At 64.6% G+C, this 26025-nt stretch carries 7 protein-coding genes; 5 read left to right on the top strand and 2 right to left on the bottom strand.

Features of this window, described 5'->3' with window-relative positions:
• Nucleotides 1-42 precede the first annotated feature (42 nt).
• From QMZ05_RS02705 to QMZ05_RS02695, 3 genes are all read left to right on the top strand, one after another.
• Nucleotides 43-690 (top strand): hypothetical protein, encoded by a 648-nt coding sequence (locus QMZ05_RS02705; RefSeq protein WP_353699366.1) that lies wholly within the window; start codon nucleotides 43-45, stop codon nucleotides 688-690.
• A 291-nt stretch (nucleotides 691-981) separates the two neighbouring features.
• Complete coding sequence (locus QMZ05_RS02700) at nucleotides 982-14283, top strand: filamentous haemagglutinin family protein (RefSeq protein ID WP_353699365.1); 13302 nt, start codon at nucleotides 982-984, stop codon at nucleotides 14281-14283.
• 231 nt (nucleotides 14284-14514) lie between these two features.
• The gene (locus QMZ05_RS02695) at nucleotides 14515-15423 is read left to right on the top strand and encodes an FkbM family methyltransferase (protein WP_353699364.1); all 909 of its coding nucleotides are present in this window, start codon (nucleotides 14515-14517) and stop codon (nucleotides 15421-15423) included.
• Between the two features lie 102 nt (nucleotides 15424-15525).
• Here QMZ05_RS02695 and QMZ05_RS02690 read toward each other — a convergent pair whose 3' ends face one another.
• Nucleotides 15526-17499, bottom strand: a complete 1974-nt coding sequence (locus QMZ05_RS02690) for a substrate-binding domain-containing protein (RefSeq protein ID WP_353699363.1) — start codon at nucleotides 17497-17499, stop codon at nucleotides 15526-15528.
• A gap of 525 nt (nucleotides 17500-18024) precedes the next feature.
• The gene (locus QMZ05_RS02685; RefSeq protein ID WP_353699362.1) at nucleotides 18025-20001 is read right to left on the bottom strand and encodes a substrate-binding domain-containing protein; all 1977 of its coding nucleotides are present in this window, start codon (nucleotides 19999-20001) and stop codon (nucleotides 18025-18027) included.
• A gap of 411 nt (nucleotides 20002-20412) precedes the next feature.
• On the opposite strand from QMZ05_RS02685, the gene QMZ05_RS02680 reads away from it, so the two are divergent.
• Both QMZ05_RS02680 and QMZ05_RS02675 read left to right on the top strand, forming a co-directional pair.
• Entirely contained in the window at nucleotides 20413-23517 is a 3105-nt protein-coding gene (locus QMZ05_RS02680) for a helicase-related protein (RefSeq protein ID WP_353699422.1), read from the top strand.
• 830 nt (nucleotides 23518-24347) lie between these two features.
• Nucleotides 24348-25922: a porin gene (locus QMZ05_RS02675; protein ID WP_353699361.1), complete on the top strand. Its 1575-nt coding sequence runs from the start codon at nucleotides 24348-24350 to the stop codon at nucleotides 25920-25922.
• Nucleotides 25923-26025: the final 103 nt, after the last annotated feature.

The following is a 26025-nucleotide window of genomic DNA, read 5'->3' as shown; positions in this document are numbered from 1 at the left end:
GCTGCGATGCGCGGCACCTTGCGCTGCATGTGACGAGAAGCCTTGCAGCGAGAAGCCTTGCAACACGTGCGCTCCTGGCGCAGGTTGATTGTTGCACGCGCTGATGACGATCCATCGATGCTGGTGCATGCAGACACGTACGCGCAGACATCTAGTACGCGCAGATCTATGGACAGCCGACCGATGCCGATCGCATTACGAATGTTGATGGTTGCCGGACTTTGTCTTTGCACACTGGTTGCGCGCGCGGCCGAGGTTCCGGCAAGTGGCGAGGTCATCGTCAACAATCCGGTGGAGCTCCAGCCGTTGCAACAGTTGAGCGCGACCAAAGACAAGCCGCTGTTTTCGCCCGCGCGGCGGCCGCCGGCCAAACCGGTCGCACCGGTGGCGCGGCAGGAACCGCCACCGCCACCGCCACCACCGCCGAACGTGGTGGTGCTCGGCATCGTCAGCGAGAATGGCGACGGCCATGCCGCGATCCGTGCCGCAAGCAAGGGCGACAAGGTGGTGCGCGTGCGGACGGGTGACGACGTGAGCGGCTGGAAGGTCGAGCGGATCGAGCCGCGCCGGCTGGTGCTCAAACAGGGGGAGCGCTCGGTGGATTTCGCCTTGTTCACCGGTGCGGCAAAGCCGCCGAAGCCCGCCGAACGGCCGATCCGGCAGATCAAAGCGGCAGCGCCAACCAATTGACGCGACGCTGGTTTCGGCCGGCCGACTGAATTTGCCGGCTCGCGCCGTGGTTGAGTTCCACCGCAGGGTTAAAACTTTTTTGCGAAATCGCTTCGCGTTAGCCCGTCTCAGACTGTCTTAACAACAGGAGAGGCGTCCCGAACTGTCGGGCGCGTCCGCTCGCGGGCGGCTGCGCCGGTAGGGTTGCGCGCTTTTCACTGAGTTGTCGGCATCGGGCCAACTGATTGCAGGTTGGCCGATGCCTTGTTGCGTCACGATCGTTCGCATCGTCTGCTGCATTGGAAGGCCCGCATGCATTCGCTCCCTCGCTCGATCTCGCGCCGTGGCCTGTTGCTCGCAGGTGCAAGTTCGATCGCGATCGCAATGAGCTCACCTGCGGCAGCGCGCCCGTTCGGCACCTGGGGTGGCGTCAGCAGCGCGGCCACGCAGGCGGCGATTAGCGCGGCGCAGGATGCCGCGCAGCAGGCGCAGCAGGCCGCGCAGAACTCGCAAGCGTCGATGACGCGTGCCGCGCAGGCGATCCAGGCTTTGCAGGCGGCGCAGAGCGTGGCGCGCGGGCTTGCAGCGAGCGCGCCGAGCGCGGTGCCGAATGGTCTCAATGCCGGCGGCCTGGTGCCGAGCAGTGGTCTGGCCGCGGCGGGCGTCGCCAATCCCGTCACCAACTGGGTCGGCGCCAACACGCCGACGCAGACCAGCAGCGGCGGCCAGACCACGGTCAATATCAACCAGACCCAGGCCCAGGCGGTATTGAACTGGCAGTCGTTCAATGTCGGCCGGGACACCACAGTCAATTTCAACCAGCAGGGCAACCCGAACTGGGCCGCGCTGAACAAGATTGCATCGACCGGCGTGCCGAGCCAGATTCTGGGATCGATCAGGGCCGACGGCGCGGTCTATCTGATCAACCAGAACGGTATCATCTTCGGCGGCACCAGCCAGATCAACGTCCACACCCTGATCGCCTCGACGCTGGATCTGCCGACCAAGCTGAGCGGCAGCAACTATCAGGGGTTCCTGCAAAGCGGACTGTTCTCGCTGTTGGGCGATCCGCTGACCACGGGTGTTGCTGCCAACAGTGCTTCGGGAGCCACGATCTTCAACCAGGGAAGCGGTGGAAAGGTCACAGTCCAGCCTGGCGCGATCATCGACACGACGGGCAAGCTGAGCGCGAATGGCGACGGCGGTTATGTGGCGTTGCTCGCAGACGGCGGCGTTAGCAATGCCGGTGCGATCACCACCAGGAATGGCCAGATCATCCTGGCGTCAGACAGCTCCGTCACCCTGGTGACCCCGCTGTCGACCGCGGTCGGCGTCCAGACCGCGATGCGGGTTCTGGCCAATGGAGGCGTGGTCACCAACCAGGCCTCCGGCCTGCTGACGTCCAACTCCGGCGCGGTCACGCTGGCGGGCGGATCGATCAACCAGCTCGGTGGCATCGTCGCGACCACCTCGACCACCCGCACCGGCTCGATCACCATGAACACGGCCTGCGTGCAAGGGAGCTGCGCGCCCGGCGCCGACGGCAATATCGTGCTCGGGTCGGCGAGTCTCACGTCGATCCTGCCGGATGAAACCAGCGGAACCCTGCCGACCGCGACGCTCAACACACCGACATCAGCGAACGGCGCCAGCAACGCGCCATACTTCCAAACGGTGCTGCAGCCGCAGATCAGCATCACGGCGATTGGCAGCGTCGACGTGCAGGGCAGCGGTGCGGGCGGCGCCGGTGCCATGATCAAGGCGCCGGGCGCCGCGCTGACGATCGGCGCCGACAGCGTTGCCGGCACGGTGCTGCTCGAGAAGGGCAGCACCATCGATCTCTCCGGCATCGCCGGCGTCACGCTGCCGATGTCGATCAACCAGATCAGCATCCTCGTCACGGCGGCGGAGGTCGCCGACAGCCCGCTCGCGCAGGTCCTGATCGGCAAGACCGTGACCATCGATGCCCGCCTCAGCGGCACCCGTGCCGACGGCGTGCAATGGGTCGGCTCGCCGCTGCTCAACGCGGCCGGCTATGTCGGCCTGATCCCGCAAAGCATCGACCAGATCCTGACGGCGGGCGGCAATTTCACGACATCGGGAAGGAATGTCGTGCAGCAGCCGGGTGCAGCCATCAACGTGTCGGCCGGCTATGTGCAGTACACCGGCGGCATGATCAGCACCACGCGCCTGCTCGGCGCCGACGGGCGCATCTACGACATCGGCCGCGCCGATCCCACCATTGCCTATGTCGGCGTCGGCGGCGGCTTCACGGTCCTGCACAAGGTCAACGGCGTCGTCGATACCAAGCTGACTGAAATCTATCTCAGCCCCTGGGGTGGCAGCAGCAATTCGCATTATGAGGCGAGCTACATCACCGGCGCCAATGCCGGCTCGGTCACGGTCGCGGCCGTCAATCCGATCGTCAATGACATCATCGGCAACGTGGTGGCGGGCAGCCGGCAACGCGCGCTGGCGGGATCGTCGAATCTCTCGGCCGCCGACCAGATGCCGAAGGGGGCGTCGCTCAGTATCACTTTCGCGAATCCGACGGGCCCCGGCAACCAGAACAACGTGGTGCTCACGTCGCAGGCCGATGCCGGGCCGGATCCGTACGGCCTCGGCGGCTTGAACTTCGCCAACGCGTCGAGCTGGTCGCCGGCGCTCGCCAACGGCCTGTTCCCGATCTTCTCCGACGCGCTGTCCAATGCGTCGCTCGGCGCCGTCTCGATCACGGGCGCGCGACGGCTCGACATGGCGACGAATGCCACCTTGTCGGTCCGGCCCGGCGGCAGCATCACGCTGGACGGCGTTGCTATCATCGACGGCACGCTCAGCGCGCCCGCTGGACAGATCAGCCTCACCGGCTTCAGCTATCCCGTTAAGACGCAGCCGGCGCAACCGCCGGTTCCGGCCTTGGTCATCGGGCCGCATGCGGTGCTCGACGTGCGCGGGCGCTGGGTCAACGACAGCGGCCTGTCGGCGGATCAGCTCGAGGGGCGCGCCTACGTCAACGGCGGCAGCGTAAGCATCTCGACCGTCGGCGCCAGCAACGGGCCGAACATAGGTGACGGCGCCTTCCGCGACGTCACTCAAAGCATCGTTCTCTCGCCCGGCAGCGTAATCGACGTCTCCGGGGGAGGGTATGTCGACACGACCGGGAAGATCAAGATCGGCTCCGACGGCTTTCCGGTTGGCAAGGGCGGTAGCCTCAGCCTGACGACCTATGCCGGTACCTTTAATGGCCAAGTAGGCACCGATGCCAAGGTCGCCGACTTCAACGTCCTCCCGCACGGCACTAATCCCGACGGCACAGTCAATCATCCGGATCAGGCAAATGTGCTGATCGGCGGCACCATCTACGCAGGCGGCTTTGATGGCGGCGGGACGCTGACGATGCAGGCGTCGACCATCATGGTCGACGGCGCGAGCGCTGCGGTGACATCGTATGTGTCGAGCGCTGCGGCAAGCGCGATCGGATCGCCGGCCACAGGTTTCAGCGTATCGGACGCGAAAGCCGGTCAGCTCGTTCTGCCGCCGTCGTTCTTCACCAGCGGCGGCTTCTCCCAATACACTCTGACTGATGTCTATGGCGGGGTCACCGTGACCGCGGGTACCCAGCTGCTGCTGCAGAAGCAGCCGAGCGCCGTGCTCTCAGGCCGCGAGGTGAAGATTCCGACCGGCGCACGGGTGCGCGACTTCGCGTCCCTGGGACTGGTGCCCGATGGCTTGCGCAAACCGGTCAGCCTGACGCTGGGCGGGACCAATGTGCTGGTTGATCGTGGCGCCGCCATCGTCACCGATCCGCTGGCCACGGTCACACTGAATCCGGTTGCGACGGCCGATATTCTCGGCAGTATCGTTGTGCCCGCAGGCAGTATCAATGCAACGGGCACGGAAGTACGCATCGGTGCGACCGCCGTGCTCGATGTGAGCGGCGTGTTCGTGCCTAATCCGCAGGTGACCGCCTATTCGACAGGCACGGTGCGCGACGGCGGCACTATCTCGCTGTTGGCGACCACCGTGGTGGCGGAGCCGGGCGCGCAGTTCAATCTGCAGGGCGCTGCCGTGACGGCGGAGAGCAACCTGATCCAGTTGCCGCTGGCTGGTTTCGGACCGCATGTCGTCGGGCAGGCGGCCTGGAGCAACGGCGGCAGTCTGCAGCTGTCCGGCACGACCGTCTATTTTGCCGGTACGGTCGATGCGGCCGGCGGTGCGCCGCTTGCGAGCGGCGGCAGCCTGACCATCGGCGTCGTCAATCCAAGCGTGAACGGCGCGCCGCCGGCGCCGGATACCATCACGGTGGAGCAGCCCGGGGTGGTCGCAGCGAACCTCTCGGCTTCGGGCGCGTCAGCGATACCGGGTGCATTCATCGGGGCCCACACGCTGAGCAACAGCGGCTTCGATTCCGTCACGCTCAATGCGGGCAAGATCGTGTTCGACGGTTCGGTCAACGTCAGGATTCCCGGCGCTCTGACCCTTTATTCTCGCAACGGGCGCTTTGCGCTAGCCGACGCCTCCACGGTCAATTTGAATGCGGGCTACGTTCGCTTGGTCGGGCTTGGAGTGGACAGTGGCGTGCCGGCTACCGGCAGCACCGGCGCCAGCACGTTGAACATCACGGCGCAATGGATCGACCTCGAGAGGGGAATCTTCATTGACGGCGCCGCTGAGACCAATTTCACCAGCGCCGGCGCCATCCGGTTGCTGCCGAATTACTATGGCTTTGTCGACGGTGGCCCCGGCTCGGGCGAGACGATCTTCGGCGGGGCGCTGGTCGTTCCAGGCAATCTCACGCTGCGCGCGGCAGAGATCTATCCGGTCAGCAACACTGGTTTCCTGCTGATGTCGACCGGCTCCGCCGGCGCGATCACCATCGCCCAGAACGGAGTGGCGACGCCTCCGCTCTCGGCAGGCGGAAGTCTCGTGCTCAATGCGCAGACCATTGTGCAGCGTGGTACATTGTGGGCACCCCTTGGCAAGATCGTCGTCGGCGTACGGACCAGCGCCGACCTCCCGGCCGACCTCGCGCGGGCGATTAAAAATGTATCTGGCGTATCTTTTGCGGCAGGTAACTTCACGCCGACACAGAGCGTGACGTTGACGACGGGCAGCCTGACCTCGGTCTCGGCGGCGGGCCTGGTGATTCCCGACGGCTACACCATCGACGGCACCACCTGGTATCAGGGCAACATCAACGGCGCAGCCATCGTGCCGCCGGTGCTCGCCGCACCGCCCAGCAAATCGATCAGCCTGTTCGGCACGGATGTGGCGACCCAATCCGGCGCCGTGCTCGACCTCAACGGCGGCGGCGATATCTATGCGACGGAGTTTGTCGCAGGCACCGGCGGCAGCCGCAACGTGCTCGCGACCTACCAGCAGAATCCCGCCAACGGCAGCATCACATCGACCTACGCCGACGGTCGCCAAGTCTATGCCCTGGTCCCGACCTATTCGGCAACAGTTGCAGCCTACGATTCCAACCTTGCCTTCGCTCCATATTATTCAGGCCTGGTAATTCCGGCCGGCACCAATGCCACGGCCCCGGCCGGATCCAGGCAGCCATTCGCGAACGGGATCGCGCCGGGCCAGTCGGTGACCATCGGTGCCGGCAGCGGCATCCCCGCCGGCACTTACACGCTGCTGCCGGGAATGTACGCAACACTGCCGGGAGCCTACCGCGTTGTGCAGGTTGCGAACAACGTCAATCCGAATGCGGTCGCCAGCACCTCGAGCTCCGACGGCTCGCGATACGTCACCGGCACGTTCGGCAATCAATTGACCGGCGCGCGCTCGTCGCAATCAGCCGTGTTCCAGCTGCAGTCGCAATCGGTCTGGTCGCAATACTCCCGCATCGACATCACATCGGGAACGACCTACTTCCGCAATCAGGCGCTTGCCGCAGGCAATGCGCCGCCGCCGCTGCCGATCGATGGCGGCGTGCTGGTGCTTGGCGCGACCAATTCGCTCAATCTTGCCGGCACCAACCGGTTTGCGCCCGGCACCAGCGATCTGGCGCCGGGTCTCGTCGGCGGCGGTGGCCAGGTGCAGATCAGCGGCAGGAACATCCTGGTCCTCGCTTCTGACAAGGCGGTGCCGGCCGGCGATTGCGTTGGAGGAAGTGCCGCCGGTTGCACGGACGCGACCAATTACCTCGTGCTCGATGCCGACCAGATCAGCGGGCTCGGGGCGTCCTCGGTGCTGATCGGCGGCACCGCTCAAGTCATCAACGGCGTGCAGAACATCACCGCCAGCGCGCTCAATCTCGAGGTCCTGACCGACGCGGCGCATCCGTTGACCGGGCCCGAGCTGCTTCTTGTCTCGCTCGCCGGCGACGGAGCTCTTGTGACCGGCAGGGGTCTTGTCATCGGTGACGGCAGCGTCGTCAGGGCGGTCGGCGCAGTGCCCGGCGGCACCGACCGTGACATCACGATCGGCGCGCTGCCGGTCAAACAGTCCGACGGCAGCTATGTCTTTGCGAGCGGCGACGGCGCGCTGCTGCGTGTCTCGAATGGCGACACGGTGAGGGTCAGCCGAATCTATGTCCCCGGGCAATATGCCGGCAACGGTCCGCCGCCGAGCAGCAAGACCCCGCTGGGCGCCTTCTCGGTCGGCGCCGGCGCGATCATCGATGGCGGCAATGCGCTGACGCTCGACACCAGCGGCAGCGGTACGCTCGCCTCCGACGCCATCCTGAACGCCAGGAATTACGACATCGCCGGATCGGTCATCAACATCGGCGGCGGCAGCACCGGCATTGTGCTGAACTCCGCGGTGCTCGCGAATTTCAACGATGCGGTCTCGGTCCGGCTGCGCAGCGCGACCGTGATCAATCTGTACGACGCCAACGGATTGCAGATCGGCGATGCTGCGCATCCGATCGGCACGCTGACCTTCGATAGCGCCGGGCTCTACAGCCAGGGTGGCAACACCACGGTCAACGCCACCAACATCGATCTCGCTAATACCAGTGGCGCGACCGGGGCGGGCATCACCGGCGCTGGCGGCACCCTCACGCTCAATGCGTCGCAGGTCATCACCGAGGACGTCGGCACCAAGCATCTCGGCGGCTTCAGCCAGATCTATTTCAACGCCGGCAAGGCGATTGCCTTCAGCGGTAACGGTACGCTCGATACCGGATCGGTTGCGGCTGCGGCGCTGATGTTCAATATCGGCGGTGTCACGATCGCGAACCCCGGCACCGGCTATACCAGCGTCCCGGACGTGACCATTTCGGGCGGCGGAGGATCCGGCGCCCAGGGCACCGCGTTGCTTGGCGTGGTCGGCTTTGCCGTCGTCAGCGGCGGTTCGGGCTACAGCAACGGCGATCCGGTCACGGTGTCCGGAACCGACAATAATGGCAACCCGGTCACGGCGACCGGCACGGCCATCGTCGATGCCAACGGTGCGGTCGTCGGCGTCAAGCTCACCTCGGCCGGCTCCGGCTTCCCCGGCTTTGTCGACTCCATCTCCGTCGATAGCGCCACAGGGGACGGCGGCGCCCAGTTGACCGCGTCGCTGGGCGTGGTCGGCGTGACCATCACCAGTCCGGGCACCGGCTACACCAGCATGCCCACCTTCTCCTTCGCCAACGGCGGCGGAGGCGTGGCAACGACGGCGCAGGCTGTCGTCAACGTGACGGGTATCAACCTGACCAATGCGGGTGACGGTTACCTGAGCACCCCGACCATCAAGATCAGCGGAACTGGCACGACGGCGGCCGCCACGGTGTCCGGCGGCGCCGTCACCGGAGTGACGCTGACCAATGCCGGCACCGGCTATTCGAGCCTGCCGACCGTGACGTTCTCGGGCGGCGGCGCGGGCGCCGCGAATATGGTGCTGTCCGCCCCGGCGATCGTGGTCAACAGCGGAGCGACGCAAGCGCTGAGCACGCTGGGCAACGTCAACCTCGTCACCGCCGCAGGTAACAAGCCCGCGAGTGTCGCCAGCAATATCGGCGGCGTTCTCGCCATCTCCGGCGGGTCGATCACCGACAGCGCGACGATCCAGGCGCTGTCCGGCAAGGTCAGCCTGACCGCGACCGCCGGCGACGTCGTGCTTGGCAGCGGCGCCCTCATCGACGCGTCAGGCTCGCGCATCGCGATCCTCGACGTGGTCCAGGACGCGCCCGGCGGCGACGTGCAATTGGCGTCGACGGCCGGCAATGTGATTGTCGGGCAGGGCGCGACCGTCAGGGTTGCCGGCGCAGGCCGCGGCTTTGCCGGGTCGTTGTCGATCCTCGCTGCGAACACCGCGGCGCTCGATGGCACGCTCGACGGCAGCGCCGCGTTCAAGGATCTCGGCGGTAATTTCACGCTGCAGGCAGGAAACCTCCGTGGGGCTGCCGGCCTGCCGCTCACAGCATTCACCGGCGGCTTCTCGGTGCGCCTCGGCAGTGGCGACATCCGCATCGAGGCCGGCCAGACGCTGAGCTCCGGCAAGGTTCTGCTGGTTGCCAACAATGGCAGCGTGATCGTCAACGGCACCATCGACGCCAGCGGCCCGAGCGGCGGCCAGATCTCGCTCTATGGCGCCGGCGTCACCGCGGGCGGCGTCACCACCGGCGGCGTCAGCATCGGCGGCAGCGCGGTCCTCAATGCCTCCTCCGCAGCAGGCGATCCGTCCGACCCGGCCTTCGCCGCCGCCAGCCTGGTGCAGACCGGCGGCACCATCACGCTAGGCACCACCGGCACGCCCGACGCAAGCGGCGCGGTCAACGCCACCTATGGCTACCAGAACATGTCGACCTCGGGCGCGATCAGAGTCGCCGCGGGCGCCATCTTCGACGTCAGCGGCGGCCCGGGCGGGCCGAACATCAACAACTCCGGCGGAGCAGTCATCATCCGCGCGCCGATCCTCACCAACAACACCGTCAACGTCGATTTCCGTGGCACCGTCATCGGCGTGGTCGATGCCGGCGGCAACCCGATCGGCAAGGGTGTCGTGCTCAGCCCCTACGCGGTGTGGAGCACCACCGACAGCTCGACCGGCGCGCAACATTTCGACGGCATCATCGATCCGGCCGGATGGTTCGACGCTGCCGGCAATCCGCTGCCGGGCACCGATCAGTTCGGCAATACGACCGACCAGAACGGCAACACGATCGTGGCGCCGACGCCGCAGGCGCCGCTGGCGACCGGGACGATATTCATCGTCTCCGCGCCGAATGCCGATCATGTCGGGTTCTATCAGAACACGCTGGCGAGCTTCGTCCAGAACCTTGCCGTGACGCCGGCGGCAGGCGGCGCGAGCTTCGCCAATATGCATGTGCGGCCCGAGATCGATCTGATCAATCCGAGCCTCGACATCAACAAGGGCAACATCACGGTCGCCAGCAACTGGAATCTGGGCGCAGGCAGCGTCGATGCATCCGGCCACGTCTCGCTGGTGTATCGCACCGCGACCGGCGGCGAGCCCGGGTCGCTGGTGCTTCAGGCGAGCAACAACGTCAACATCAACGCGACGGTGACCGACGGCTTCTTCGTCAACTACACGCCGCGCGGCGGGGATGCGTCCGCGCTCTATGCGAGCGAGATCAATTCGAGCCTCTATCAATCCTATCTCGGCATGTTCCCGGACGGCAACAATCTGGTCTACAGTTCGAGCGGCATCACCGATTACCTGGTCAAGACCAATGGCTCATGGTCGGGCCCGTCATCGCCCACAGCCTCGCCCAGCGCCCCATTCTTCGGGCTGTCGGATGCCGCCTATAACGCGCTCGCGTTGCAGTTCAAGCTGGCGCAGCCGACCGTGATTTCCTCCAGCGATCCGGCGGTGATCGATCAGTACAATCTGTATTATTCGCAGTACCTGCGGATGTTCCGCGCCTACGAGACCGAACTGGTCGGAGTCAACGTCAATGGGATCAACGCAGCGGTGACCGGCGTCTCGGCGCGCGGCGGCATCGTGCTGTCGTACGCAGACTTCGTGGCATACGCTCAGGCCAGAAACGTCTCCACGTTCCTGGATCCGTCAATCAACGCGATCCCGGCGCCGCCCACGACAAGCACACAGTACTACAATCTGACCGCCGGCCTCGGCAGGTTGTTGTATTCCGGGACGGGCAACGTGGTCACCACGGCACCGGACTATGCAACGAAGTGGACGGCCTATTTCCTCAGTGTCATCAACACCAACCTGTTGAACAGCGGTAAGGGTAAGCTGCTCAATTTTCTTCCCCGAACGAACTTGCCAGCAGGCTTGGACTACGCGGCCGGAATCGATTTCGGCGACGGGGTCCTTGCCGCGATCGCGGTGACGCCGCCGGCACCGCCGCCTGCCTATACCACCGTGCAGGGGACCTACATGACTTCGGGAGATCCGACACCTCCCGCCGACCGGATCGCGAACAATCCGACGGTCTACAACCCGGCTGGAGGAAGTCCCGTCGTCGTCTACAACACCACGTCAGCGTCGCAACTGATGTCGGCGGCCGTGAGCGGCAAGGGGAGCTTCTCCTACGATATCGTTGCCGGCGCGGCTTTCACCGGCAATACGCCATCGGTCGATCCCAACGCTGTGGTCGTTCTGTCGTCACAGTCACCAACGATCACGGGCACGGTCGCCATCGACGGCCACGCCTCCTATCTGAACACCGAGCCAAACCTTGCAGGTGGCGGCACCATCTACATCCCAACGATCGTGCGCACCGGCACCGGCTCCATCACCATCGCTGCGGCCGGCAACGTCGAACTGCGCGACCAAGTGGCTCCCGGCGCGGTCTACACGGCGGGCGCCGCCGCGGCCACGCCCGCGGATTTCAATGCACCGACGCTGCCTGTTGGCTACAGCTTCAATCCGAACGGGCTCGTCAGCGCGCCGGCGTGGGCAACGGGCGGCGGCGCGGTCACCATCAATGCCGGCGGCTCGATCATTGGCATCGAGATGCCGATCGATTTCGACGGAAGCCATTTCGGTGTGCAGGGCGGCCCGACCGGCCAGATGTGGAGCGACTGGTATATCCATTACGGCCTCTCAAACGGCACGTCGACGCCGTTCTCGGGTTGCGCGACCGCGGGCTCGGTTGCCTGCCAGACTGCAGCCTGGATCAACTACGCCACCTTCTTCCAGGGCTTCGGCGCGCTCGGCGGCGGCAACGTCGCGCTGTCGGCGGGTGCCGATATTGTCGATGTCGGCGCGTCGTTGCCGGAGACACTCGTCGTCGGCGGCGGTTTCACGTCGGCCAATCCGCCCAAGGTCACCTATTATGGCGGCGGCAATCTCAGCGTGACCGCCGGCGGCAACCTCCTGAGCAGCGATTTCCTGGTTGGCCGTGGTGCGGGCCTGATCCGGGTGGGCGGCTCGGTCCAGGCCACCGCCAGCAATCCGTTGAACAATAGCCTTCCGACTGTCGGAGTTACGCTCGCTGGGAACTCCATCGCCGGCACCTACGCGCTGCCCTTGCTGCTGGCGGTGCAGGACGGCTTCATCAGTTTGGCCGCGCGCGGTTCGGTGACGCTCGGCAACGTTTACGATCCCGCCGCGTTGCCGGTCAATCTCGGGATACAGGCCGACCCCGGGCGATATCTGCCTGGCGCTGACTTAAGTCAGACCAACGCCGCTTGGAGCAACCTCTTTACCAGCTATGGTCCGAACAGCGGCGTTTCGCTGACGAGTCTCACCGGCGACGTGACCGGCTCGACTGTGTCAGTGAACTCGATCCCGGGACTTTTTGTGCACAATGCCGGCGGGGTTTTTGTCGGCGGGCAGGCAAACCCTACAACAGTCGGCTTGCTGCTTCCCGCAACGTTCGACCTGACGGCACTCAACGGAAATCTGACCCTCAGCAAAACCGACGTGAGCAACCTGGTGCCGAGCAACACCGGCACTGTCAACCTTGTCGCAGCCGGCTCCATCAACCTCGGGGCAGGTCTTTCGATGCCAGATCTCGATCCCACCATCACGCGATATATCGGCTCAAATGACAACACCATCACCTTAGCCGGTAACTCCATCAACCCGCTTGGGCTGCCGTGGCCCACGCTGAGCCAGGCGCTGCATGCGAACGATCCCGTGCCGGCCGTCATCGCGGCTGGCAAGGATATCCTTGGCGTCAATCCCGACAGCAATTTGGCCGCCAGCGTGACCCTGATCAAGCCGGCGCGGATCGAAGCGGGCCATAACATCTACGCGGGGCTAGCCCCGGGCGGCGGCGTTTCGACGACCAGCAACGGCACGCCGGTGGCCACCAACAGCTTTAGTTTCCAGGGCCAGAACAACAACGCGACCGACATCACCAGCATCGTCGCCGGCAACGATCTGGTCGGTGGCTCCTATCTTCTCTACGGCCCCGGCACCTTCGTGCTGCAGGCCGGGCATGATCTGGGTCCGTTCTCGCCATCCGACACGTCGACGCGCGGCATCGCGACGATCGGCAACGGCAGCGCGGTCGGCGGCGCATTCGCTGTGACCAATCCTCTCAAGCCGTATTTGCCGTCCAAGGGAGCCGAGCTCGATCTGTTGTTCGGCGTGAAGCCCGGCATCAATTATGCTGCGGCGATCGCCGATTATGTCGATCCGGCGCAGGCCGGCACCGGCGGCATCGACTTCCTCACCGATATCGCCGCAGTCCTCGGCCAGCCGCGGGATCAGGCCTGGGCCACCTTCCAGGGCCTGCCGCAGGCGCGGCAGCAACTTCTCGTCAACCGCTCCTTCCTCGATTTCCTGATCCAGGTGGGCAAGGACTACAAGAATCCGTCGAGTCCTTACTTCGGCCAGTACGCGCGCGCCTATGCGGCGATCTCCACCCTGTTCCCGGCCGGCTACGGCTACACCGACGACAGCCTGAGCGTCGCCGGCAAGGCCGCGCCGAAGATCGCCACCGGCAGGTTCAATGTCGCCGCCTCCGTGCTGGAGAGTCAGATGGGCGGCGACATCAACATCCTCGGACCGGGCGGTGGCATCACGGTCGGCCATTCCTCGCTCGATACGTTGAGCCCGAGCCAGGAAGGCATTCTGACCCTCGGCGGCGGCGTCATCCGTGCCTTTGCCAACGACTCGATCCTGGTCAACCAGAGCCGCATCATGACCCAGCAGGGTGGTGATATCGGCCTGTTCACCGCCAATGGCGACATCAGCGCCGGCGCGGGACCGAAGACTTATGTCTCGAGCCCTGCGCTCAGCGAGATCTGCACCATCGGCGGCTATTGCTACATCAATCCGCAAGGGCTGGTCACCGGCGCCGGCATCGCTGCGTTGGTCACGCTGCCCGGACAGGATCCGACCAAGAGCAATGTCACCCTGGTCGCGCCGCGCGGCACCATCGATCTCGGCGCGGCGGGTATCCGCGGCAACGACATCACGCTCGTGGCGCTGGTCGTCCTCAACGCATACAACGTGCAGGCCACCGGCACGGTGACGGGACTCGCGTTTACGCCGACGCCGAGCACCACGCTCGCCGCTGTCACCAACAACGCGACCGCTGCGACCCAGCAGTCGGGGCAACCGGCGCCGAACAAGCCCAACGACCAGCCTTCGATCGTGATCGTCGAGGTGCTGGGCTATGGCGGCAGCGGCGGCGACGACGCGACGCCGGCCGGCACCAGCGGCGGTGGCGATAGCCAGAAGCAGAGCAGCGGCGACGACGAGCGCCGCCGCCGCGGGCAGCAGCCTTAGCCCGTCGTTGGTCTCACGGTGAAGGCCCGTGAATGTATGCAACCTCGTCATTGCGAGGAGCGGAGCGACGAAGCAATCCATGGTTCCGCGCGTGTGGACGGATGGATTGCTTCGCGGAGCCTGTCATCCGGCGGCGCTTCGCGCCGACCGGGTGAATCGCAATGACGTGGATAGAGCTGCGCGCTTCGACCGCACGGTTCGATGCGTCCTTGCACCGCTCCGTGAGGTCTTATGATGTCATCTCAGTCGATCGCGCCCACGCCATCAGTCCCAGTTGCCGAAACCGACCGGCTGAGCGCTCTGCTTGCAGCCGAACGTCTCACCGCCGTGGTCGATATCGGCGCAAACCCGATCGACGTTCCACCCTATGTGCCGCTGCTGCAGAAGCGGCTGTGCCGGCTGTTCGGCTTCGAGCCGCAGCGCAGCGCGTTAGCCGAGCTGAACGCCCGCAAGAGCGAGCTTGAGACTTATCTGCCTTACGTCGTCGGCAGCGGCGAGCTGGCCCGCCTTCGCGTCTGTGCCGCGCCCGGGATGACCAGCCTGCTGGAACCCGACCCAATCATGCTGAAGCACTTCCAGGGCTTCAATGAATGGGCGCGCGTCATCGCCGACAGCAAGATCGCGACGCATCGGCTCGACGAGATCGGCGAGATCGATGCGATGGATTATCTCAAGATCGACGTGCAGGGCTCGGAGCTCGCGATCTTCCAGAACGGGCGGCGGCGGCTCGCGGAGGCGGTCGTGATCCAGACCGAGGTCTCGTTTCTGCCGCTGTACAAGAAGCAGCCGGTGTTCGGTGAGATTGACCTCGAGCTGCGCAGCCAGGGCTTCATTCCCCATGCCCTGCTCGGGATCAACAAGCGCATGATCTGGCCGATGCGCGGCGTCAATCCCTATGAGGCATTCAACCAGCTGCTCGAGGCCGACGCCGTCTATGTCCGCGATTTCACCAAGGCCGAGGCGATGAGCGCCGAGCAGCTCAGGCATCTCGCCCTCGTCGCCCACCATTGCTACGGCTCCTACGATCTGGCGGCCATCTGCATCCAGCATTTGCTCAACCGCGATGCGATCGTGCCCCAGGCCGGAAGCCGCTATTTCGAGCTCGCTGCCGCGCACCGCGCCGCCGCCAAAGTCGGCTGAGACGTCAACAGAACAGCCGGGCCTCGATCGAGCGCCCGGCTGCTGATGTCTTCGCGTGAGATCGTGATCCGGATCGCTCCGGATCACGAACTGATGTTGGCGTTAGTTCGCGCCGCCGGTGACGCCGGTGCAGCCGTCGGTCTCCGTGCCCGACGTGCTGTAGGCCGCGATCGCGCTCGGCAGGCCGCCGGCCGCGCTCGATGTCAGGTAGGCGTTCAGGATGTTGGTGGCCCACACGCCGTCGAGTTCGTGGAAGCCGTTGTTGCGGATGACCCGGGCGACATTCGGATCATAGCCGGGATTGTCGGAATTCGATGTCGCCGGATTGTAGTTCGGCAGCCCGGTGACCGATCCGCCGAAGTACCAAGCGAGCCAGTTCTTCACGGCAGGCACCCGCGTCCCGGCCGTGTCGGCGTAGCAGCTGTACACGTTGAGGAAGCTCGCGCCGGTGATCGGATAGTCGGCCTGCGACTGCATCGGGATGCCGATGACGGACAGGCCGTCATAGGTCACGCCACCGATGACGGTGCCGGCGGGATAGACCTGGGCATACAGGTTCCAGGCATCATAGCTGCTGTTGATGTCCGGTGCCGTCAGGTTGGAGAACGCCAGCTGGGCATTGTTCGGCGTCGGCGGGACGAAGTTTTGCGCCTTGCCGTTGCTGCCGACCTGGCCCGGATGATAGACGCCGAGCAGGCGCTGCCGTTCGTTCTGGACGCTGGCCGACAGCGGCGCCGCCGCGGAGATCGTGGTGCCGGCGATTTCCTCGGTCACGGTCTGCGCATAGGGCTGGGTGAAGTCGGCGCTGAGATAGCCGATCCGGCCGGCGAAGCGCGGGTCCGTGCCGATCTTCAGCGCTTCGTGGTTGCTGCCCGATGCGCTGATCCAGTGCGGATCCGGACGTTCCTCGTCGTCATCCACGTCGTAGGGGTCGCTCTGGTCGGAGCTCTTCACCGCCCTGATGTTGTCGAGCAGGCGGGAGAATTTGCCCGACGGCAGGTTCGCCGTGGTGCTGCCGCCGGCGCCGACACCGGTGAAGATCTTCTTGTAATTGTAGGTGCCGGTCGGGTCGAGCAGCGGGCAGAGGTTGGCGAGGTAGTTGGTGAGGATGAAGCTCGCGCCGGCATCATCCGCACGATAGACCACCTTGATCGGCAGCCGGCCGCTGGTATAGGCGACCGGGGTCAGCGAACCGTTGGTGTTGGCGTCGTAGAAGTGCTGGAATTGCTGCACGCCGTTGGCGTCGAGCGCGGGGATCAGCGTCGAGGTGTCGTGCCAGTCCGTCACGGTCGCCGAGAAGATCGCGCAGAGCTGGGCGGCAGAGAGCTGGATCGCGCCGCCGGCCTGGTTGTTCGGCGACAGCGCCGACTGGTTGGTCCAGGTCACGCCCGAGGCGGAGTTCGAGGTGTTGATCGCAATCGCAACCGGGACCTCCATAGCCGGCACCTGGATCGGCGCGCCGACGGCCGACGGGTTGAAGCTGGCGGCCGAACTGCTCAGGGCGCCGATCAGCAGCGTGTTCTGCCAATTGGTCGACGGGACTAAATTGCCGAACGAGATGGTGGTCAGGCTTGCAATCGTGCTGGCGAGCGGCGCGTCGCTGGCGGCGAAGTCGAGCCGCGGATAGGGATAGCTCTTGAAGGCCGAATTGGCGGTGTCGCGGAACGGCGGCTTGGCCGAAGGCTTGCGCACCACGGCCGGCGCGGAGGCCGGGCTGCCGCGGAACAGTTGCCGCGCATCGTCGGCGATGTAGGCGCGCTGGCCGTTGCCGGAGCCGACGGCGGCGAACAATCCCTCGACTGAGGTCGAGACGAGGGTGCAGCTGGTCGGCAGCAGGTTCGGGCTCGGCGCTGCGGTCGAGAAGCTCGGCGAGAATGCCTGGCCGTCATTGGCGAGCGTCGCGCCTGCATAGCAGTCGAAGATCTGCCGCAGCGCCAGCGACGACAGCGTGCTGCCGCCGCCGTAGATGCCGGTTTGGGCCGCAGCCGGTTGCTGGGCTCCGATCACGGCGGCGGCCGACAACACGACCAGCGAGGTCGTGCCCAGCACGCGTTCGGCGAACGATTTCGTCTTCATGATAACCTTCCCTGTTTTTGTTGCGTGACACAGCAGCGCCGCGCGACCGCCTGACGGCCTCGTGAAGTCCGGAACGTCTTGTTCGATGGCTGTAGAATGGGACGGCGATGAAGAAGACCTTGCAGGAACGTCTCAAGACAATCGAAGCTGTTCGCCGCGCAAGGCGGACAGCCCTGCGCGTCGTTGTCGGCATCGGCGCCGATGTGGCTCACACCCCTTAGACAATCTGAATTGGTGCGACGCGCAGAGGCTGGTGGTGATTTTTCGGGCGGGGTGAGTTCTGAAGGGAAGCGCTTCAGCTCCTTCAGGGGCGTCACCGGATCGATGCGCGGGCGTCACGATCCGGATTCAAGGGTGCGGGATCGCGAGGGCTCGATCAGCAGCAATTCGGCTACGCTCGCACGCTGCGCGGCTGGTTTCGACGGCGTGTCGACAACGAAACGGACGCCTCGTTCGAGGCGCCCGTGCCCCATGCTGCCTTAACGTTACGCAATCGGGATTGCATGCCGTGCAACGTGCGCTGGGCTACTTGGCGCCGCCACTGGCTCCATTGGCTACGTTCAAGCAGCCGTTCGTCTGGGTAGTGAACGCCCTGCTGATGGCGGTCGTCTGCGTGCCCCAGTACTGGTTCTTGATGTTCTGCACATACCTAATCGGCACCTTTTGGAAGCCGGCATTTTGGATCAACGGAGCGACGTCGGGATCGTAGTTGGGGTCCGTCCTATCGGCGCCGGCGAAATACCAGGTTAGGAAGTTGACCAGGTTGGTCACGCGGTCGGGATCGCTCTGGACGTTGTAGCAGCTATACAAGTTGAGGAAGGTCGTGCCGCTGAGCGGATAGGCGTTCAGCTTGTTGGTGAGCGGCAGCACCGGTAGGCCGGAGACGTTTACGCCAAACTGCGAGTAGAAATAAGCGGAGCCGGAAGGGATCACGTTGGCGTAGATGTTGTAGTCGTTCCAGGTCCAGGTCGTGGAGGGCGTCTGGAGCCTAACGTCAGCCCACGCGGCGGCGGCGGCGTCCGGCGTTGGTGCGATGAACGTCAGGGACGTCGATCCCCCGTTGTTCGGAACATAGGTGCCGGCCCCGCGCAGTTGTTCGTTCTGCAGCGCGGCCGAAAACGGCGCGCCGACATTGCTCAGGCCCGCTCCCGACACCTGGGTGGTGTAAGGCCTGGTCAGATTGGCGCCGACATATCCGATGCGGCCCGCCCCTCCAACTCCATCGCTGATCGTGGCGGCCGCGCCGCCGCTTCCTATTGCGGAAATCCATGCGTTTGTGGTCACTGTCGTGGTTGTTGACCATGGACCAGGGCCGCGGATAGCATCGATACGCGTGATCAGATTGGTGAAGGACGTGCTCGGCAGGGTCGTGGTGTTGAAGATCGATTTGTAGCCATAGAGTCCGCTCGGAGTATCAAGCAGCGGGCAGACCGCCTTGAGATAGTTGGTCAGGATGAAAGTCTCGCCGCTTTCGTCGCCGTTGTACACCACCCGGATTGGGAGGGACGAAACCGAGTATGCCTGCGCCGTGCCCGAGCTGTTGAGGTTCGTGTAGTCAAAAGCGGCGAGCTGCTGCGTGCCGGTCTTGTCGAGGTACGGGAGATAGTTGGGAGTCGTGCTGTTCCAGTCGGTCACGAGGCCGGTGAAGATCGCGCACATCTGCGCGGTAGAGAGCTGGATGGCGGCGCCCTGGCTGGCCTGGGTCGCGGGCAGCGTGCCCGTGCCAGCGACCGCCGAATTCACCGTCATCGTGCTGGTGTTGACTGCGATCGCGACATTGACCTCGAACGCCGGGATCTGGATCGGATTGCCGTAGACCGTGGTGTTGTAGGCGACCGATGCGGTCGAGGTGCTGTTCATTGTGATCTGGGTCAGCGCGCCGCCGGTGGTGGTCCAACTCTGGGTCGGGTTGAAGCTGATGAACGACGTCGTCAGCGTCGTGGGCGCACCAACCATAGCCAGCGGCGCTTCCGACAGGCCGATATCGATACGTGGATAGGGATAACTGCCGAACGTCGTCGCTGGAGCTCCCGGATTGGCCAGGTCGATCATCGGCGGTTGGCTCGCCGGTAGCGGCGTGTTGATCGGAAAGTTGGCCGATGCGTTCGGCATGAGCCTCCTACTGTACCATTGCTGCGGGGTGTTGGTGATGAAGCCGCGCATGCCGTTCCCGCTGCCGACACCGGCAACCATGCCCTGAACCGGCACACTCACCAGCGTACAGGTGGTCGGCAACAGGCCCCGTCCCGGGAAGCCGGCGTCGAATGCGAGGCCGTCGGGGTAGGTGGTGCCGGAGCCGACGATGCTGCCCATGTAGCAGTCGAAGACCTGCCGGAAGGCAAGCGCTGCGAGAGTGCTGCCGCCGGCGTAGATGCCGCTGGTGGCGGTGGAGGCCTGTGCATTGGCAGGCCTCGCGCCGGACAACGCAAAAAGAGTCGCCGCCGACAGCGCCAGCATCGATGTCGTACCGCGCAGATGGCCCAGAAGTGTTTGCTTCTTCATCGTTGTGCTCCGGTTTGTTGGCCATGCGCGTGTCGTTTGGGTGTTCGTGCATACACGCACAGCTTGCATCTTTAAGACATCTCTAGGCGAAGCGAAGCGCAGCTCTTGGCGGCGTTTTTTTGCGAACGCATGTGCTTTCGGATGAAACAGCTCTGGTGCTATTGCCCGTTGCCGCAATTGATCCCAACCCGCCGCTGTTCAACGCGCGTGCGAGACTGTAATGAGGGCGCGGGCTGCGTGCGTCGGGGGGGCGCCGGCGGCCTGCGGTCGCTTGTCACCAGGCGATCGCTCTCACGAAATAACGATGGATTTGACGTGGCGAATACCAAGAAGGCCCGCGCTGCTGCTGGCGCGACGAAGAACAGCAAGGGATTGGCGCGTTCCGGGATCTCATCTTCCTCGCCCCTCGGCATGTTGGCGCTGCATCTCCTCGAGCAATGGAAGACATCCGGCCGCGACGGCATCGTTTTCCTTGCCGAGAGCGAGAACAGGGCCGAGCGCCTCGGCAGCGTGCTGCATTCGCTCGATCCGTCGCTCGAGGTGCTGGTGTTCCCGCGGCTGAATACCTTGCCGTTCGACGGGCTGGAGCCGTCGCGCGAGATCGCCGGCCGGCGCAGTTCGGTGTTGCGGCGTCTGGCGAAGAGCAAGAGGCCCGTCTTCCTGGTGTCGACGGCCGAGGCGGTCATGGAGCGGTTGCCGTTGCCCGTGAGCTGGGGCCGCCTCAGCATCAGCCTGAAGGTGGGGGCGCGCTATTCCGAGCAGGATCTCAAGGTTCGTCTGGAAGCTCTCGGATACGATCTCGACGAAGAGGCGGATTATCCTGGAAGCGTTCTGTTCCACGGCATGACGTTCGAAGTGTTTCCGGCCGGCGCCCTGGGGCCGTTCAGGATCGAGCATTCCGGCGGCGTGATCGGCAGAATCGCAGGCGTCGATCCCGACGAGCACGATGTCGTCTTCGACACGCAGGAGCTGCTGATCGATCCGATGTCCGAACGGATCGCGCTGGGAGGCAAAAGGGCGCAGCGCGCGGTGCTGCCGGACTATTGTGAGCGCGCGCGCTGGATCGCGGACGCGGGCGTGTCTGTTCACGCCGACAGCTGGTTGAGCACGATCAAGGAGGCGGCCGGCCGCCGCGAGACCGAGCGCGAGTATTTTGCGCCCGCTGACTGGAAGAGGCTGACCAAACGCATGAGCGTGTTGCCGCGAAAGGCGGCGTTCATCCCGACACCTGATTTCTCGAAGGTCACCTCGTCGCGCAAAGCGCTCCGCGCCTTTGTCGCCGACACGGAACGCGCCGGATCGCGGCTGCTGCTCGTTGCAGCAGTGGAGGACGACCTGCGCACGATGGAGCGCATGGGCGGGATCAAGGCGGAGCGCTTCACCGATTGGAGCGAGGCGGCGAAGGGGCGGGGCGGCGAAGCCGCGCTCTTGGCAGACTTCGACACCGGCTTCATCGATTCAGGCCGCAAGCCGCTTGTCGTCGTGACGGCGACCGACGTGCTCGGCAGCCGGGCCCATCATCCGCAGCCGATGGCCAGAGCCTGGAGTGCGGCGTTCGATCATCCCGACGTGCCGGAGCGGGGCGCGGTCGTCGTTCATCTGCAGCGCGGTCTCGCCGAGCTCGACGGCTTGCAGACCCTCGACATGGGGAAGGGATCGTCGCGTGAGATGATCAGGCTGGCATTCGCCGGCGACGATGCCGTGCTGGTTCCGCCCGCCGACCTTGCACTGATCTGGCCCTATGCGGCTGAACTCGGCAGGCTGACATTGGACAGGGCGGACGGCAGCACATGGTGGGCGCGACGGACCAAGGCGGAGCAGGAAATCCAGATCGCCGCCAAGGCGCTTGCCAAACACATCGCGCAGCGGCGGCGCCGGCGCGCGCCCAAGCTGGTCGCTCCCGGTCCCGCATATGAGCGGTTCGTCGCGCGCTTTCCGTATTTCACGACGGTCGACCAGGCCAAGGCGATCCGGGACGTGCTCGACGATCTCGCGTCGGGTCATCCGATGGACCGGGTCGTCTGCGGCGATGTCGGATTTGGCAAGACCGAGGTCGCCTTGCGCGCGGCGGCCGCCGTTGCGCTATCGGGCAAACAGGTTGCCATCGTTGTGCCGACTACCGTTCTGGCAAGGCAGCACGTCGCGACGTTCCGCAAACGGTTTGCGCCGCTTGGCATCGAGGTGGGAAGCCTGTCGCGCGCGACATCGGCGCAGGAAATGCGGGAGACGAAGGAGAGCCTGCGAAGCGGCAAGATGAAGGTCGTGGTCGGCACGCAGGCGATCGCATCGAAGGACGTCAAATTCGCCAAGCTGAGCCTGGTCATCGTCGACGAAGAGCAGCATTTCGGGGCAGCGGAGAAGGCGAAGCTCTCGGGTCTGGCGAAGGGTGTCCATACGCTCTGGATGAGCGCCACGCCGATCCCGCGCACGCTTGCGGCAGGTCTTGCGGGATTCAGGGATCTCAGCGTGATCGCATCCCCGCCGGTGCATCGGCTGCCGGTCGTGACGAAGATCGCGCCGCTGTCGGACGCTGCGATTGCCGCGGCATTGCTGCGCGAGCAGCGGCGTCACGGGCAGAGCTTCCTGATCTGTCCGCGCATCCAGGATCTCGATCCGCTGCTGGCGCGGGTGCAGGCGGTCGCCCCGGAGCTCCGCATCGTTTGCCTGCACGGCAGGCTGCCCGCCGATGAACTTGACGACCGCATGATGAGCTTCGTCGAAGGCGAGGCGGACGTCCTGTTGGCGACCAACATCGTGGAAAGCGGTCTCGATATTCCGCGGGCGAACACCATCGTGGTCTGCTGGCCGGAAAAGTTCGGTCTGGCACAGCTTCACCAGTTGAGGGGACGGGTGGGGCGCGGTGGAACGCGCGCCTTCGCGTACATGCTGACCGAAACGAGCTCGGAGCAATCCGGCAAGCGACTGGCCGTTCTGGAGGAGTTTAGCAGACCGGGCGCAGGCTTTGCGATCAGCGAGCGTGATCTGGACCTCAGAGGTGCCGGAGACCTGTTGTCCGAGCGGCAATCCGGCCACGTGCAGGTGTTCGGACCGGTGCTCTATAGCCACCTTCTGAAGCAGGCTTCGGAGAAGACCAACGATCGGTCCGCCGATCTGTGGGTGCCGGACCTCAATCTTCCGCTCGCGGATCTCTTGCCAAGGAGTTACGTGCAGTCGGAATCGATGCGCCTTGAAATTTATGGCCGCGTCGCCAGGTGCCGGAATGAAGACGATCTGGAAGATCTGGAAGAGGAGACCTCGCGCCGTTTCGGCAGGCTGCCGCCGGCGGGTCGGGATTTCTTCGCGGCGGCAAGGCTCAGGATCGATTGCAAGCGGCGAGGCATCGTGAGGCTCGATGTCGGGCCGGAGGCGGTCGCGGCGACGTTCCTCCCGGGGAGGCTGCCGAAATCCAGAGCACGATCGCTCCAGCGCGACGGCGATCGCGTCTTTTACTCAGACAGGACACACGAGCCGCCGTTCGAGCGGATCAACGACCTGCTGGATATTTTGGACGAGTGAGTGTGACGTCACTCTTGGCTACGCCTTCGTGGGCTGCGTCACGCGCGCGCTGCTCACGGCGCTTGACCCGCTCTCGTCAGGCACGAGTCTTGTGACTGCATCCGACTGCATGGCGCCGTGTGACTGCGTCACGCGCGCAGTGGAGATATTTCATCGCACGCCTGCTGCGGAGAACAAATCGACTGATCCGGTGCACTGACATCGCCGTGACATGTAGTGCCGGTACTGCAGACATGAAGCGGTCCGTCCGCCGTCCTTCGGCCTGCTCCGAGCCATCGGAAAGCCCCCTTCCAGGCCCGACTCGACGGTATCTGGGGCGGGCTATGTCGTTCAGATACCGGTATTTTTGGGCCGAAATATCGTGCCCGGAGCCGGAATCAGTGCCGCCAAAGCGGGCTCCGATTTTCGCTTTCTCCGTACGACTACTCGTTTTGCACACCGTTCCGCCCGGTGTTGCCCAAAGTTATGCCCTCCGGCGGTATCTTAAATATTCTCATTATATTTCAATATTTTGCATGGGCGCCGCCGTTCAAATGCCCGTGATATTTGTGCAACATTTGCCCGAAAACAGCCGCAACTCCTGCCGAGACGAGCGGTCTTTTGTTGCGTGATCGGGGGCCTTCTGTCTCATATGGAACTGCGACGGAGGGGGGCATCCCGAGGTCGTCCCGTTCTAGGTGGTTCGCTTAAGTCCCTCGCGTTCATGCGGGTGTGTCCGAAGGCGCGAAGCGACTAAGCGGGGATTTAAGGGACAAAGGGAACCAACCTGAGGGTGTTTTACCCGGCGGAACCGGAACCTTCCCTGAGATAGAGCAACTTGGAGGTTTAACATGAAGATGGTTAAGAGCCTTATCCTCGGCTCGGCGGCGGCTCTCGTCGCGGTCGGCGGAGCTCAGGCGGCCGATCTTCCCGTCAAGGCCAAAGCGGTCGAGTACGTGAAGGTTTGCTCCCTGTATGGTCCCGGCTTCTACTACATCCCGGGCACCGATACCTGTATCAAGCTGGGCGGCTACCTGCGCGCCGACGTCGTCGTGAACTCGAACTCGGATCACACCGGCAACACCTCGGGTGCCGGCGGTGCGAACAACCGGTTCACCAACGGCTACACTTGGCGCTCTCGTGAAGACCTGAACATCGATACGCGTACGGCGACCGAATACGGTGTCGTCCGTACCTTCTTCGATGCGACCTTCTCGTGGACGTCGGACACCTACGCTGGCAACGGCGCGGCGCCCGGCTCGACCATTTACTCGGCCATCGGTGGTGGCGGCACGGTTTCCCCGGCCAGCGCACCGAACAACGCCAACTCCGGTGCGGTTGCGGGCGGTACGGTCGGCGTCTACTACGCCTTCATCCAGTTCGCCGGCTTCACCATGGGTAAGGCAGTCTCGCAGTTCTCGGCTCCGTGGGCCAACTATCCGGGCAACAACTTCGACGGTCTCGTCGGCGGCGGCGGTACCATCACTGGCGTGAACCAGTTCACCTACACCGCTCAGTTCGGCAACGGCGTGTCGCTGTCTCTGTCGGCTCAGGATCAGACGGCCTACTATCAGGCTGGCGTGAACAACATCCTCGCGGGTGGCGCTTACGGCACCAGCGATTACGCTGGCACGATTGCTCCGGACCTCGTCGCGATGCTGCGCGTCGACCAGGCTTGGGGTCTGTTCCAGGCGTCGTTCGCGGCGCATGACAACCACGCGGCCTACTACGGCGGCACTGAGTTGACCGGTCATCCGGACGACAAGTGGGGCTGGGCTGGTCAGTTGGCCTTGTCGATCAAGAACATTCCGACCGGACCTGGCGACACCATCAACGTGCAGGGCGTCTACACCAACGGTGCGACGCGCTACAACATCCAGGACCTCGCTGGTTCGGCTGGTGCGAACACCATCTATGGTGGAACTGGTCTGCCGGGCGCCTACCAGAGCATTGGTATCGGCGTTGCTCCTGACAGCGTGTTCGGTGCTATCGGTGGCGTGAACACTGGGCAGCAGCTGGTCACCACCTGGGGCTTCCGCGGTGCATACGTGCACAACTGGAGCCCCTACTGGAACACCTCGATCTACGGTGCTTATGCCGGTATCACCTACAACGATACGGCTAAGACCCTGCTCTGCGGCGTCGGCGGCGTGGGCGGTTCGGTTCGGACCACCCTCAATGCTCTGGGCGGCGCGATCACCACCTGCAACCCCGACTACAATATCGCGCAGATTGGTACCCAGACCCAGTGGACCCCGGTCAAGAACCTGACCTTCACGGCAGACCTGACCTACACCCATCTGGATCAGAAGTATGCTGGTACGGTGTCGGCGCCCAGCGCCGCGATCGGCAAGCCTGCTGCTCTCTACGAGCTGAAGGACCAGAATACTGTGACCCTGCTGCTCCGCGCTCAGCGCAACTGGTAATACCGGTTGATCTGATAGCCAACTAACAGAGCCCCCGGTGGAAACGCCGGGGGTTTTGCTTTGTTCAGGCAATGCGGCAGCTCTCACAAGAGCGCCATTTTTT

The sequence above is a fragment of the Bradyrhizobium sp. INPA03-11B genome (assembly GCF_040446015.1).
Classification (GTDB): Bacteria; Pseudomonadota; Alphaproteobacteria; order Rhizobiales; family Xanthobacteraceae; genus Bradyrhizobium; species Bradyrhizobium macuxiense_A.
The sequence above is the reverse complement of the archived record's forward strand: the minus strand, read 5'-3'. Positions and strand labels throughout refer to the sequence as shown.

Excerpts from the sequence above, each read along its gene's own strand:
- QMZ05_RS02690 (WP_353699363.1), bottom strand. The coding sequence starts at position 17,499 with ATGAAGACGAAATCGTTCGCCGAACGCGTGCTGGGCACGACCTCGCTG.
- QMZ05_RS02675 (WP_353699361.1), top strand. The coding sequence starts at position 24,348 with ATGAAGATGGTTAAGAGCCTTATCCTCGGCTCGGCGGCGGCTCTCGTC.
- QMZ05_RS02685 (WP_353699362.1), bottom strand. The coding sequence starts at position 20,001 with ATGAAGAAGCAAACACTTCTGGGCCATCTGCGCGGTACGACATCGATG.
- QMZ05_RS02680 (WP_353699422.1), top strand. The coding sequence starts at position 20,413 with ATGTTGGCGCTGCATCTCCTCGAGCAATGGAAGACATCCGGCCGCGAC.
- QMZ05_RS02700 (WP_353699365.1), top strand. The coding sequence starts at position 982 with ATGCATTCGCTCCCTCGCTCGATCTCGCGCCGTGGCCTGTTGCTCGCA.
- QMZ05_RS02695 (WP_353699364.1), top strand. The coding sequence starts at position 14,515 with ATGATGTCATCTCAGTCGATCGCGCCCACGCCATCAGTCCCAGTTGCC.